Source organism: Enterococcus sp. AZ035 (assembly GCF_050548325.1).
In the GTDB taxonomy this organism is placed as follows: domain Bacteria; phylum Bacillota; class Bacilli; order Lactobacillales; family Enterococcaceae; genus Enterococcus; species Enterococcus faecalis.
In genome coordinates this window covers 1549135-1562477 of the sequence record NZ_CP172958.1, presented here as the reverse complement: position 1 = coordinate 1562477, position 13343 = coordinate 1549135, and the positions used below count along the sequence as shown (strand labels likewise).

Sequence of the window (13343 nt, the reverse complement as noted above, 5' to 3'; positions counted from 1 at the left end):
ATATACACTTTATTTAAAACAAGAGAAACAAGTAGTTCTTCAAGAAAATTAAGAATGTTAGTGTACACTTTTTTTGGGATAATTTTTCTATTAGGTTTAGTAAGTGTCGTACTAGGAACCTATGGGCTGCTGAATTCTTATAACATTAGTGGAAATTGGCGTATAAATATGTCCTCTATTTTAGTTGTGTTGGCTGGATTTTTACTAGTTGTACTTTCTTATGTTGGTATTTCAAAATTTAAAATGAATTGTTAGGTGAATTAAATGAAGAAAGTTATCTCTACCATTTTACTAGTAATCCTTTTTGTGGGATCAGGTTATGTGGTAAACGCTGCTCCTGAAATGAAGAGTTTGGCTAATTTCGAAACGAATGATCAACATTATGATTTACAAGGAATAGAGCATTCTTTTGCTAAAGTGTTGAACTTTAAAACAAATAGAAAAGATATTACAGCAAAAACGATACTAAAATTTGTATATCCAAAAAAGACAGACAAAGAATTTAATAATGCTTCTGTGTCTATTAAAGATTGCATTCGCTATGCCACTTCTATTGGGGTAAATATGGAATGGCTTGATGCAACGAAGAATGAACTTAATTTCAACCAAGTGAAGAGTGAGCTTGATAAAGATCATCCAGTATTACTATGTTATAAACCAAACAAAACCGATTGGATGGAACCTTATTTATTAGCTGTAGCGCATGGATACGTATACGTTGCTCCAGATGGTGAAAATATTAAAGAACCATTTATGAGTACAAGTATCTGGATGTCGAACTATATCTATCCTTCTAGCCTGACTACGTTGACGAATAAAAATAAGTTAACTGTTACGGATTTTTCAGTGAATAATACACCGCAAAAAGATTATACCTTTATAGGTATGATTATTCTTAAGTAAGAGAGGTTGAAAGGACCGTGAAAAAATACATTTTAGGGATAGGCTTGTTTTTAACAAGCCTTTTGTTTGGAATTAATGCTTCAGCAATGGATGGTGATAATACTCCACTGTTCATTCAAACAAAAGAAGTACCTTCAGAATTGAGGATGTATGCACAGCAAGATTGGCAATTTTATTTTGAGAACTTGTCTGTAGTGGAAAATACAGAACCTTTAAGTACAGATGATTTTTATTTGGGGCAGCCATTTACTTTAACTAATGAAACAGATACTCAAACAGCCTATTTTCCTATTATCGATAAAGAATCTGGGCTTATTCATGATTTATTAGAAGTTTCTTTAATGAACAATACGCCATCGCTAACGATTTCTAGTCAGTTTGTTGAGCTGTTAAATAGACTAACACCTACAGCAGAAGGTACCAGCTTTTCTTTGAACCTTGATAGCGAGAGCCACCAACTTCTGTCTGCAGAAGAACCAACTCGTGAACAAGCAGTTGATATTAAGCAATCGGTAGACAACTTTAATAGAAAGAAACGTTCTGTACCTGATGATACGGTTCCAGAGTATAATCGAAATATTATCCCTAATTGGATGATTACAGAAACGCAAGGATTAGAACCATGGTGTGCATTTTATACGTTATCTACAATGATTAATTCGATTGAAGGGAAAGCCATAACCAATGCAAAAACGCTCATCAAAAAAGCTTTTCGTACTGCCTCAGAAGCAGAATTAGTAGATGGGAAGTATATTACAAGTAAACCTTTTGCACATACCGTTCAAACTATGCAAAAGGAATATGGTTATACTTTGGATATAAAAAATAGTCGATTGACACCAGCGGAAGTTCAAACACAAATTGATAAAAAGGCTCCAGTGTATGTTCATTTAGACAACGTTACTCAGAATTATAATCCTGCAAAATCACATGGAGTTACTGTCATCGGTTATATTATAGCCAAAAATAATACGTTAGATTCTTATTACTACTTTTGGAATCCTTGGTGGCAAAAAGTGATGTTAACTAATCAAAAAGATATGAGTAACTGGAAATTAAATGATAATGTTTATTCATGGAAGTATTCTGGTATTAATTTTAGAAAAGAACCAATAAATTATGCAATGAAAGGTAAAATTGCTACTTTATTATCAAGAGCTACTTACTATCAAACTGGAGAAAAAATTCCTACTGATTTAAGAAATAAAGAGTACATTATCAAGGATGTAAAAAGCATTTCACAATCGAGTTCTAAGGTAGCTTATTATTTAGAGGGGATAAATAAGTGGGTATTAGAGCAGGATGTAAAAGAGTTTCCTACGCCACTGCTTAATAAAAAAGTAACTTTATTATCAAAAGCTAGTCAATATCAAACTGGAGAAGCAATTCCAACTAATGTAAGAAATAAACAATATACCGCTCTAAAAGTGAAACCTTTTAGACGCTCTAATTCAAAATTAGCCTATTTTCTTTCAGGAATTAACAAATGGGTATTAGAACAAGACATTCGGTAGTCATGCATGTCAGAAGTAATTCTCAATTTCAAAAGAGTGTGTTTTTAGATAATAAAAATCAGTAAGAAAAATTTTAGTAATGGTTCTCCCCTAAGTAACTGTCTCTATTATATATTTAATTCAGTTTAATGTTTAAAAGGAACTGGCGAAGAACAAAAGAAAACACAATTCTAAGAAGTTTGCGTTCTTTTAAGATGGGATAAACGTTAAATAGGGATTTTGATAGCAAACTATCTTTAATATCGCTATAATTGTAACCAACAAAAAAAGAAAGTAGGGACTTAAACATGGAAATTACTTTTTCTAAAAAATCAAAGTTCTTCTGTTTGGCAATGACGTTACTTATGGCATTGAGTATATTTGCTAGTGCTGGTGCAAGTGTTTATGCTGCTACGAATGAAAATTTAGAGAGACAGCCATTGAATACTGTTGAACAAGAAAAATTCTCTAGAGAATTTGAAAACGATTGAAATTCCATTTTTGATAATGCAGTAACCTATGATGATTTAGGTAACGTCGAATCTTTAAATTTCAATGTTTTATATGCTAAATATGGTCATGCGGCTGAGTTAACTAAACTTGAAAATCAAGTAAAAGAAGATATTCAACAAACGCGATTTAAACGTGCAGATGCCAAGCAATGTGCTATCACAGCCATCCAAGATACTTTAGGAGTTTCTGCTATACAAGGTCTACTTAGTGGTGGTATTGTAGGTCTTCTACAAAGAAAAGCAGCCGCAGAAGTAGCTAAGTTGGTAGCAAAGTATGCTTTTAAAGGTCTTTTGCCTGCGGCAGCAGCAGCGTCACTAATTTGGAGTTTTGGAAGGTGTATGTGGTTTTAATGAAAAATAAAGATGTGGTTTTAGTGTTATATTCGTTCTTTGTAATATTACTAAGCTCTTGTATTTGGTTTTTAATTAAAGGAGAAGCCTTTCAAAAAGTACTATTAAATTCTTTTGCGATTTCTGTTGTAGGAACCATTATTTTTGTAATAGGACTTTATGTTAGTAAAATAAAAAAATAAATCACAATTAAGGTTCTGGTTGTTATTAATCTATCTCATGAAGCATTAGATGAATTAGTTCTAGAAGTACCTGTTGTACTAGTTAAAAATACTGTTAAATCAAATTTTTTGTTTAAAAGAATCATTAAGTTGGTGCCTAACTATAAAATCAGATCAATTGACTAAAATCCAATAACATTGGGGGATACTCTGTAAATCGTGTGTCGTAGTACGTTAGTCTTGTAATAAATATTAATTAGGAGGGGTTTCTATGAAAAATATTTTACTTTCTATTCTAGGGGTATTATCTATCGTTGTTTCTTTGGCGTTTTCTTCTTATTCTGTCAACGCAGCTTCTAATGAGTGGTCGTGGCCACTGGGCAAACCATATGCGGGAAGATATGAAGAAGGACAACAATTCGGGAACACTGCATTTAACCGAGGAGGTACTTATTTCCATGATGGGTTTGACTTTGGTTCTGCTATTTATGGAAATGGCAGTGTGTATGCTGTGCATGATGGTAAAATTTTATATGCTGGTTGGGATCCTGTAGGTGGAGGCTCATTAGGTGCATTTATTGTACTACAAGCGGGAAACACAAATGTGATTTATCAAGAATTTAGCCGAAATGTTGGAGATATTAAAGTTAGCACTGGACAAACTGTTAAAAAAGGACAGCTGATAGGAAAGTTTACTTCTAGTCATTTACATTTAGGAATGACAAAAAAAGAATGGCGTTCTGCTCATTCTTCTTGGAATAAAGATGATGGCACTTGGTTTAACCCAATTCCTATACTTCAAGGAGGATCTACGCCTACGCCTCCAAATCCAGGACCAAAAAATTTCACAACAAATGTTCGTTACGGATTGCGGGTCCTCGGAGGTTCATGGTTACCAGAAGTAACCAACTTTAACAATACCAATGATGGTTTCGCAGGTTACCCTAATCGTCAACATGATATGCTTTATATAAAGGTAGATAAAGGGCAAATGAAATATCGTGTTCACACGGCTCAAAGCGGATGGTTGCCTTGGGTAAGTAAAGGGGATAAGAGCGATACAGTAAATGGAGCGGCAGGTATGCCTGGACAAGCAATTGATGGTGTTCAGCTAAACTATATAACTCCTAAGGGAGAAAAATTATCACAGGCTTACTATCGTTCACAAACTACGAAACGATCAGGCTGGTTAAAAGTAAGTGCAGATAATGGTTCTATTCCTGGACTAGACAGTTATGCAGGAATCTTTGGAGAACCGTTGGATCGCTTGCAAATAGGTATTTCACAGTCAAATCCATTTTAAATTTAGAAAATGACAGTAGGATTATGCATTTAATAAATTTTAAAGAGGTGAACGAGTATAAATAGAAATACAGTTACTATACTAAAAAAATCGTTTATTCTACCTTTACTTGGCTTATTCTTTATAGTTGGTACCAATGCTTTTGCTTCTGAAGATTACAACTTACTTGGAGTGAAAAATTATGATCAGTATGCCTTAGGAGCGCCTAGTGGGTGTGAGGGGGCTTCACTATTACAAGGCTTACAGTATAAAGGAAAAATTCCTGATTGGGACTTAATCAAATTTTTAAAAACAATTCCTATCTCTCCTAATGGAAATCCTTATGATGGATTTGTAGGTAGTCCTTTTGTTGAAAACTCATGGACTTACTCTGCTATCTATCCTGTGCCTTTAGTAAAATGGGGAAAAGTATATGGAGATGTACAAGATATGTCAGGTCATTCTTTAGATGAATTACTAGAGGAAGTGAAAAATAATAATCCAATTGTTGCTTGGGTGACGATAAAATTTCAACCGGCACGATGGGGAATATGGGATTTTGGTAAAGCGGTAAATAATAATCATGCAGTGACATTAGATGGCTACGATTTAAAAAATGGAACGGTTCACGTATCTGATCCGATTTCCGGTAAATATTGGATCAATAAAAATACCTTTGAAAGTATATATAATGAGAGGAATTTTGCAGTTGTAATTCGTTAAGTCCTATTTTTCAGTACTATATGGGAATAAATGAAAGCACCTTTAAAATTAAAGTCATACGAGAGTGTACAGAAAAGTTTTCCTTTCTGTACACTCTGTTGTTGTATTTTCTTATATGAGTATATTTAGTGTTTATAAAACATAACAAAAAAACAAAGGAGGAAAGTAAAACAAAAAAATCTCTCCAGTTTTTAATATAGTGAAATTAGTTTAATGGTTAAAACAATTGAAGGCAAGTTATTAATACTTATAGGCTCTGCTTTAAACTATTATATTAGATGTCATTAAAACAATTAAGAGATTTAAAAAGACAAAAACAAAAGAACAAACAGCAAAAATATTTTTTTATTTTTAGGTATTATTTCTAAATTTATATAAAGCTTAGTCTCTATAAACAGTTACCTTAGATTAGTTTTTTAGTTCAATGCATTTTTATATTCATTTGTAGATAAAAGTTAGATTTCTATATAAATGTACTTTGTAAAATATATTTTCAAGCAAGAGAAATTGAGGAGGAACCAAAATGGATTATGTAATACTTATTGGCAGTATTATTGCAGCGATTGGCTTGATTCTTTTAATGATGACAACAAGATTTGTTTGGGGGTGGAATTGGGGTTATCCTTACCGTACCACGAATAAACCTTTAGCAATTATTGGCTGGCTATTAATAATTATCGGAGTAGTGATAGTTCTTGTTAAAGCTAAATTGAATGGACAATTAGTATAAGTATGAAAAAGAACAAAAAAGGCTAAACTTATACAATACTTCGGTTACAAATATTATAATAGTACGTACAAAATCGTCACCACCTATGTACTAACTCCTGCAGAAGTTGTAACAAAAAGATGCACTTGGAAATGAGGTAGAGGGTAGTTATTCGTATAAGTATTCTGCCGACTTTGTAAAGTAAAATGGAGAACATCAGAAAATAAATTGGGAAGTTTCAGGTAAAGTTCCACAACCATTTGAAGCTAAGTCTTACATAAAAGCAGAGATAAGTAATAAAAGAGTGAATTATACTGTTTAAGTTTCTCAAACTAACGTGCCAAATAAAGTAGATACTAAACAAGTAAAATATACTAAGAATAGAGGACAAATTCATCCGTCGATGAACTTGCCCTCTATTCTTAGTGACTTTAAAAGTGTTATTCCCAATCCATTTCACCGGTTACAACTTTAGCACTCATTTCAAGGTTTCCTTCTGGTAATTTTGGATAATAGTTTTTCATTTTAGTGATAATTTCACTGCTTACTTTGCTCTCTTTCTCAGCTGTAATAAATTTTTCAATATACTCTTTCGTAAATTTAATATTTTGGGGCATAAATTGGTTTCCAGCTTCAAAATGACCAGGAATAACTGTTCTTAGTGATAAGGATTCTAATTCACTTAAATCATTTATCCATTGTAATTGACTGTCAATAGATTTAGTGTCAGCCATAAATAAGTGGCTACCAGTAGAAACTAAAATACCGCCTACCAATAGTTGATCGTTTTTATTATAAAGTGTTTGTTTTTTTATATCATTACCAAAGATTTCAAACTCTACGTCTTCTAAATTAATTGATTCCTTTATTTCATTTGGAATAATAATTTTGTCTGGTGCGTTCTCCTTTAATGTATCTGCCCATACGGATAATTTTGATTTATAAGTGTCTTTAATCCGTGAAATCGTAGAAGCTGTGGCTACTACATTTGCTTTAGGAAAAGATTTTTTTATTTGATTTGTTCCAAAGTAATAATCAGGATCACTATATGAAATATAAATTGTTTCAATATCAATATTGTTTGACTTTACAAGTTGGACAATTTTATCTGCGTCCTTTTTTGAAAATTGCGTATCTACTAAAAGTCCCTTACTGTTTTTTTCGATAATTGTTGCAGTAGAGCCAAACACGGGATCAGGATTCATTATTAAATAAGTAGCATCGATACCTTGTATTTTTTTGTACATTATATTTTCCTCCTCATTAGAAGTCTTAGTGCTTATGCTACTGTTATTATCTTTTCTCATATTATAATTTGAGCAAGAAGATAATAACAAAGAAGTAAGTCCAATAGAGAATAAAAGCAATCCTATTTTTTTCATAAAAAACCTCTTTCTTTTTCCTGATATTAATGTAACTGATTAAGTTACATTTGAATTATATTTAATTTTACTGTTTTGGTCAAGCAAAAAAGGCATGAAATAAAAATTGTTATTAGTGAAGTACACACATCAGCATATATTGAATTTTTTGTTGTACAAATTTATTTAGTTAACAATTATCAAGAAAGCAAATGCTTACAGATTGAATCCATTAGCATTTGGTAAATATAAGTAAGTACTCAAGTTGGGAAGGTGATTTATTTATATATAAGAATATGTAAATAAAGATATTGACAAATTAAAAAAAGGTTGATAAGATATCGTTGTTAAAACGCAATCATTACGATTTGTATTTTTTATCTGTAATGCACAATTGCGTGTTACGGTTTATTAGTGTATCAATAGTATGTTTTAAATATTCAAATCTGATTACAAATTAGGAAAGTATTTTAGAAACGTTTATAATTTAGGAGGTAATAAATATGGCTGTACCAGCGAGAAGAACATCGAAATCAAAAAAAAGATTGCGTCGAACACATGGAAAATTAATAAAACCTGAAATTTCGTTTGATGAGAATCTTGGTGATTATCGTAAAAGTCATCATGTATCTTTAAAAGGCTATTATGGTGGAAAAAAAGTGATGGATAAAAAATAGGAGGTAATAGTATTGAAGAAAATGAATATTATTTATCCGCCACTTGTGGAACAGAGCTTTAAATTTTATCAAGATTATGAACAAGAAAGATATGATAAGTCTGAATTATACAGAATAATGGTTATGAAGAATATTATTAATGAAAATGGCACTCCAACAGAAGAGGCTCTTAAAAAAGGATTAGTTAAAGACTTTTATGAAGAATATGATTTATCTTTTGAAGAATTTTTAAAATTGTACCCATTTTTTAAAAATTATGACCCTGATTATTTCCGGAAAATAGATGGTTTTTGGGAAGTTCCTGTTTGTTTAAAAGAAGAATTAATATTATTACTGAATGACAAAGATTGTGACTATGATGTACGGATTCAAATTCAACAATTTCTTGAAGAAAGGTGAGTAAAGACAAGATGTTCAGAAACAAATGGAAAAACAGTTCACTAATTCTTAATAAAAATGTATAGAAAGGGTCTGATGAAAAAAGGAGACATAATAGTTATTATCTTTTTAATAGCTATCTCTTTTTCTCCATATTTTATTTTTTTTCATAATAAGCCATTTAACTCCAAAAGTTTTGACGACACTAAATATGCTGTGGTCAAGATAGATGGGAAAGAGATTGAGCGTATAAATTTAGATGATTCAAAAGAATTTATCAAAACATATTATCCATCAAAAGGGCAATATAATACTATAGAAGTTAAAAATGGGCACGTTCGTGTAAAAAAAGATAATAGTCCAGATCAAATTGCGGTGAAAACAGGATGGATATCAGAACCAGGGCAAACTAGTATCTGTATTCCTCACAGATTCATTTTAGAAATTGTTCAACAATATTCTAAGGATTATTATATTTACTAAAATCCTTTTTTAGCATGTATGCTAAAAAAGGATTTGTTGGATTTATTTTAAAAAAGTAATTAAAGAAGAAAATCAAGTGAGTAAAATTATTATTCAGAATTTATAAAGCGTATAGTGAAGAAGTTGTTATAGATATGAAACAGAAAATAACTCCTAATTTTCCTACTTACGTCCTTTGATAACTAAATAAAAATTTATCAGGCCTTTCCGTGAGGAGTATGTTTTAGTTACGCCAAGACAAAAAAATAACTTTGAATGAATATATTTCTAAAACAACTTAACTATCAACTAACGCCAAGATTCGTAAACGCATTAATGATGCTTCCATAAGGCTCGCCATTATAAGCAGAAAATCAACATTGACTAAGACCAGAAATACTTTCTATAGTTGTTCCGAGTTGCTCTAATATAAGACACCAAATTGATAACCATTTGTTTGATAAAACTCTATTAATTGTGGCAATGCTTGTTTTGTTAATTCCTTATCTACTGAATCATGCATTAAGACTACTCTAATATTATAATCCGGATAAACCTCAAGTGAATGTTGATGGAAAGCGAGCATTTCGGCGACTGTAGTAGGCTGTCTGTCTAACGGCTCCGCATCCCCAACCATCGCATTCCAGTCAATCCAATGGATGCCAAGTTGTTTGAATAATTCATCAGATTTTTCTGTACCTCCCCATGACATATGACCTCCTGGGTATCGCCAGAGAGTTGTTTGAAATGTTTCGCCCAATATTTTTTTAAGAGAGTTCTTCATGGTTGCTATTTCCGCTTGTATTTCTTCAGTGTTGACAATCCCGTTTGGATATAACGTTGCATAATCATGAGTTGAACTATGAAAGCCTATTGAATGTCCTTCTGCAACTTCGCGTTTCACTATCTTTTGATTTTCGGAAGTTAGGGTATTTCCTACAAGAAAAAAAGTTGCGTGGACGTTATACTTTTTTAATGTATCTAGGACTTGTGGGGTTATTTGATTATTAACGCCATCATCAAAGGTTAAGAATACTAATTTTTCACCTTTGTAAGGTTCTTCTCCAGTTATATATTTTCTAATTTTGTCTGCTGAATAAGCATATTTTTTTGATGAAATAGTCATGTGTGTTGATTCCTTTTCTAACTTGGTTGGGGAATCTTTTTTTGCAGTTGAATTTTTAGTCGATGTCTGCGTAGTATCATCATTTTTACTTGTTATCTTGGGTTGAGTTAATAGGAACGTTTGAATGAAAACAAGAACAATGAGGATTAACGCACTAAATAATACATACCCGTTTATTTTGAATTTTCTTTTCTTATGTCGCATACTTTCACTCCTCTTTGGTTAATGAAAAAGTTAAAAAATACACCTCCACGTTATACAAAATTGAACGTCCTATTAGTTATAGACGAATTTGAGGACCAAAAAGTTTCAATTTTTTCAATTTAGTTAGTTGTTTATTTAATAAAAAATAAAAGGTTGCTAGAGGATGAAAGGAGTATAATTTATTTATCTAGAAGAGTAATCGGAATGAGAAAGGGCTGTGGAAATGGATCATCAACAGGTGTTGAAAAATGAAATTAAACAATATTTAGTGAGTAAAAACTGTGAGAAGACGTATTATCATTGTATGGAAGTTGGAGAGTATGCCTATCAACTTGGTGAAAAATATTTAACTAGTCCAGAAAAAGTAAGTATTGCAGGATATTTACATGATATCTCTGCGGTTTATCCAAATAATCAGAGAATTAGTGTCGCACAAAAATATGGGATTGAATTAAACGAAGCAGAAATGGCCTTTCCAATGATAATTCATCAAAAAATTTCTAAGTCTATTGCGAAAATGGATTTTGGTATTGAAGACAATGAAATTTTATCAGCTATTGAATGCCATACAACATTGAAGAAAAACTATTCGGACATAGATTTAGTTTTGTTTGTCGCTGATAAAATAAAGTGGGATCAAGAAGGTAAACCACCATACTTAGATGGTTTATTACAAGCTTTAAATTGTTCTTTAGAAAATGCCGCATATTTCTATATCGATTATATTTTGAAACACGATATTAAAGTTGTGCATCCTTGGTTATGGGATGCTTACAATCAACTTAATTTGACAATTAAATAACAAATAAATATAGCCGTTTTTAGTCGAGTTTTGCTGGTGAGAAAAGGGGAAAAGTAGTACAGTATTCTTGTCAGAAAGAAGGGATTCCCAATGAAAAAAATAATCTTGATAGGTCTTTTATTGAGTATTTTATCAGGATGTTCTTCCAACAAAAGTGGCGACAGCACTGCAAGCAAATCAAGCAAGTCGACAGCAACATCAGAAATGAAAGCACCTGCTACCGTTAACAGTAGCCAAGCAAGTCAAATGAGCACGGAGTCAAAATCTAGTACAACTCAAAGTAATTCTTCTGCTTCTACTAAAACTGAAAATCAGTTGTGGTCTGTGCAAAAAAAAGCACAGTTACAACAATTTATGGCTGACTGGGGGCAACGGATGAACCAAACGTATAAAGAATATACACCAGGAAATTCAATCAATTTTAATGGCTTCCAAGCGCCTGATGGTCTAGTAGGAAATGTTACTATGCAACCAGCGATTGGTCAGCATCCCATTTATTTAGAATGGTCTGAAAATGGACAAGTGAAGGATGGATATGCGTTAGTTGCTGTTTACTCTGATGCAGAAACGCAACCAGAAATGCAAAAGCATTTGTATTTATTCACCATCGTTAACAATCAGCCCTTAGTTTTAGTGACGATGCAAAATCAAGGAGATCCTTATGGCTATCTGTATTTTGGAGCAACAGATAATGCAGAGTTGAGGGCTGGCTTTGAAAAAATTGTAGGTGCCCCGTCAATTACTAAAGAACAAATCCCAAATATTTCAGTCAATCCGTGGTCTTCAAAAGAGGAAGCGATTGATTTTTATGAAGGAATGTATAAAAACACGGCAAACGAAATTTCAACTCAAATTGACTGGCATAACTATCAGCGGGCAAATTGGCACGAGGTAGAAACAAAAGGCGACACTTTGACATTACATTTTGCCAACGTGGGCGGTGCTGGGGGCTCATACACACAATTCACGAAAGTTGGTACGAATACTGTTGTTGTATCATTTGATGGTAATGCCGCTTATCCCGATAACCCAAGTAGCGTTTTACTCGTGCAAAACAATGATTATAAAGTTTTAAGGACTTTGAATCAGTAATAGGGGAAATACATCGTTTACTTAAACATAGGCAAAGGCGGGTTGCTTACCTTTTTATAAGCAGCCTGCCTTTGCCTATGTGCTATTTTTTTGGATAGAGGTGCTCAGAGTAGGGGATGTTTTTCTGGGAAGTTTTTATGCTAGATCTCTATTTGACTAGGCTCAAATAGATCTGAATCAATCGTTGAAGTGATATCTGTTTATATAAAGATAGGCTAAATCGTCAATTTTTTACAAATCGTCGTTCATGTTAAAATAAATGGAGAAATGTTTTAGTATTCATAGTAAGTATTTTATCGTAGAATAAAAGATATACTAACAATGGAGCGATGAAAATGCTAAAAGAAGAAAGATTAAATGCGATAGTCTCTCTAGTAGATCAAAAAGGGGCAATCAAAGTTACTGAAATTATGGAACGATTAAATGTTTCGGATATGACTGTTCGTAGAGATTTGACAGAATTAGAAGCAGCGGGGCGTTTAAAACGAGTACATGGAGGAGCTAGCAGTTTAAATACATATCGTCCACATGAATTGTCTCATGCTGATAAACAAATTATTAATAGTGTTGAAAAAAAAGAAATTGTCCAAAAAGCATTAAGTTTAATTCACGAAGAAGAAACTATCTTCCTAGGACCAGGAACAACTATTGAACTTTTGGCCGAGGCAATGGAATTTAAACATTTAAGAGTAGTAACAAACTGTTTGCCTGTGTTTGAAACGTTAAGTAAAAAAAAGAATGCGTTGACCATTTATTTGGTTGGTGGAGAAATGCGACTTTTAACTAAATCTTTTTTTGGTGAAATCGCTAATAAAGCATTAGAAGAAATGCATTTCCATAAAGCATTTTTTAGTTGCAATGCGTTAAAAGATAATAAAATTATGACAGCGACTATTGAAGAAGGACAAACACAAGCAATTGCATTAGATAACTCAATAGAAAAATATTTGTTAATGGATACTTCTAAAGTAGAGAAACAGGATTTTTATTCTTTTTATCAATTAGAAGAAGTGACAGCGGTAGTTACAAATAAAGATAAATTTGACACATCTAAAGTATTGGAAAAAGTTGTCAGGGTGATTTACTAAAAAGAAGAGGTGCAGATGC

15 protein-coding genes are annotated in these 13343 nt (G+C 32.3%); 13 read left to right on the top strand and 2 right to left on the bottom strand.

Annotated features, from left to right (window positions below; genetic code table 11):
* The first annotated feature begins 264 nt into the window (after positions 1–264).
* The 7 genes from IGL32_RS07525 to IGL32_RS07495 all read left to right on the top strand — a co-directional run bounded on the left by IGL32_RS07525 (position 265) and on the right by IGL32_RS07495 (position 6155).
* Positions 265–903: a C47 family peptidase gene (locus IGL32_RS07525; RefSeq protein ID WP_002371966.1), complete on the top strand. Its 639-nt coding sequence runs from the start codon at positions 265–267 to the stop codon at positions 901–903.
* 17 nt (positions 904–920) lie between these two features.
* Positions 921–2417 carry a C47 family peptidase gene (locus IGL32_RS07520; RefSeq protein WP_002371964.1) on the top strand — a complete coding sequence of 499 codons (1497 nt, stop codon included), beginning with the start codon at positions 921–923 and terminating at the stop codon, positions 2415–2417.
* Positions 2418–2704: 287 nt separating this feature from the next.
* Complete coding sequence (locus IGL32_RS07515) at positions 2705–2887, top strand: hypothetical protein (RefSeq protein WP_002371963.1); 183 nt, start codon at positions 2705–2707, stop codon at positions 2885–2887.
* 356 nt (positions 2888–3243) lie between these two features.
* Positions 3244–3441: a hypothetical protein gene (locus IGL32_RS07510; RefSeq protein WP_002371962.1), complete on the top strand. Its 198-nt coding sequence runs from the start codon at positions 3244–3246 to the stop codon at positions 3439–3441.
* Between the two features lie 250 nt (positions 3442–3691).
* Positions 3692–4723, top strand: a complete 1032-nt coding sequence (locus IGL32_RS07505) for a M23 family metallopeptidase (protein WP_002391269.1) — start codon at positions 3692–3694, stop codon at positions 4721–4723.
* Positions 4724–4894: 171 nt separating this feature from the next.
* Positions 4895–5425, top strand: a complete 531-nt coding sequence (locus IGL32_RS07500; protein WP_002371960.1) for a C39 family peptidase — start codon at positions 4895–4897, stop codon at positions 5423–5425.
* Positions 5426–5948: 523 nt separating this feature from the next.
* Complete coding sequence (locus IGL32_RS07495) at positions 5949–6155, top strand: hypothetical protein (RefSeq protein WP_002371958.1); 207 nt, start codon at positions 5949–5951, stop codon at positions 6153–6155.
* Positions 6156–6574: 419 nt separating this feature from the next.
* On the opposite strand, the gene IGL32_RS07490 is transcribed toward IGL32_RS07495, so the two are convergent.
* Positions 6575–7516 carry an MBL fold hydrolase gene (locus tag IGL32_RS07490; protein WP_430600030.1) on the bottom strand — a complete coding sequence of 314 codons (942 nt, stop codon included), beginning with the start codon at positions 7514–7516 and terminating at the stop codon, positions 6575–6577.
* Positions 7517–7998: 482 nt separating this feature from the next.
* Between IGL32_RS07490 and rpmF the strand changes: the two genes are divergently transcribed.
* The 3 genes from rpmF to IGL32_RS07475 are packed head-to-tail and all read left to right on the top strand — an operon-like array spanning position 7999 to position 9033.
* Positions 7999–8172 (top strand): 50S ribosomal protein L32, encoded by a 174-nt coding sequence (rpmF, locus tag IGL32_RS07485; RefSeq protein WP_002371955.1) that lies wholly within the window; start codon positions 7999–8001, stop codon positions 8170–8172.
* Between the two features lie 21 nt (positions 8173–8193).
* Positions 8194–8571, top strand: a complete 378-nt coding sequence (locus IGL32_RS07480) for a hypothetical protein (RefSeq protein ID WP_002394546.1) — start codon at positions 8194–8196, stop codon at positions 8569–8571.
* Positions 8572–8628: 57 nt separating this feature from the next.
* Complete coding sequence (locus IGL32_RS07475) at positions 8629–9033, top strand: NusG domain II-containing protein (protein ID WP_002371952.1); 405 nt, start codon at positions 8629–8631, stop codon at positions 9031–9033.
* Between the two features lie 403 nt (positions 9034–9436).
* Here the strand turns inward: IGL32_RS07475 and IGL32_RS07470 are convergent, their stop codons facing one another.
* The gene (locus tag IGL32_RS07470; protein ID WP_085443850.1) at positions 9437–10342 is read right to left on the bottom strand and encodes a polysaccharide deacetylase family protein; all 906 of its coding nucleotides are present in this window, start codon (positions 10340–10342) and stop codon (positions 9437–9439) included.
* Positions 10343–10565: 223 nt separating this feature from the next.
* Here IGL32_RS07470 and yqeK point away from each other — a divergent pair, with 223 nt between their 5' ends.
* The 3 genes from yqeK (at position 10566) to IGL32_RS07455 (ending at position 13324) form a co-directional block, all read left to right on the top strand.
* On the top strand, positions 10566–11144 hold the full coding sequence (gene yqeK / locus IGL32_RS07465) for a bis(5'-nucleosyl)-tetraphosphatase (symmetrical) YqeK (protein WP_010713303.1): 579 nt from the start codon (positions 10566–10568) through the stop codon (positions 11142–11144).
* Positions 11145–11234: 90 nt separating this feature from the next.
* A complete protein-coding gene (locus tag IGL32_RS07460; RefSeq protein WP_156210014.1) occupies positions 11235–12236 on the top strand; it encodes a DUF4767 domain-containing protein in 1002 nt (333 codons plus the stop codon).
* Positions 12237–12571: 335 nt separating this feature from the next.
* Entirely contained in the window at positions 12572–13324 is a 753-nt protein-coding gene (locus IGL32_RS07455; RefSeq protein WP_002369238.1) for a DeoR/GlpR family DNA-binding transcription regulator, read from the top strand.
* Positions 13325–13343: the final 19 nt, after the last annotated feature.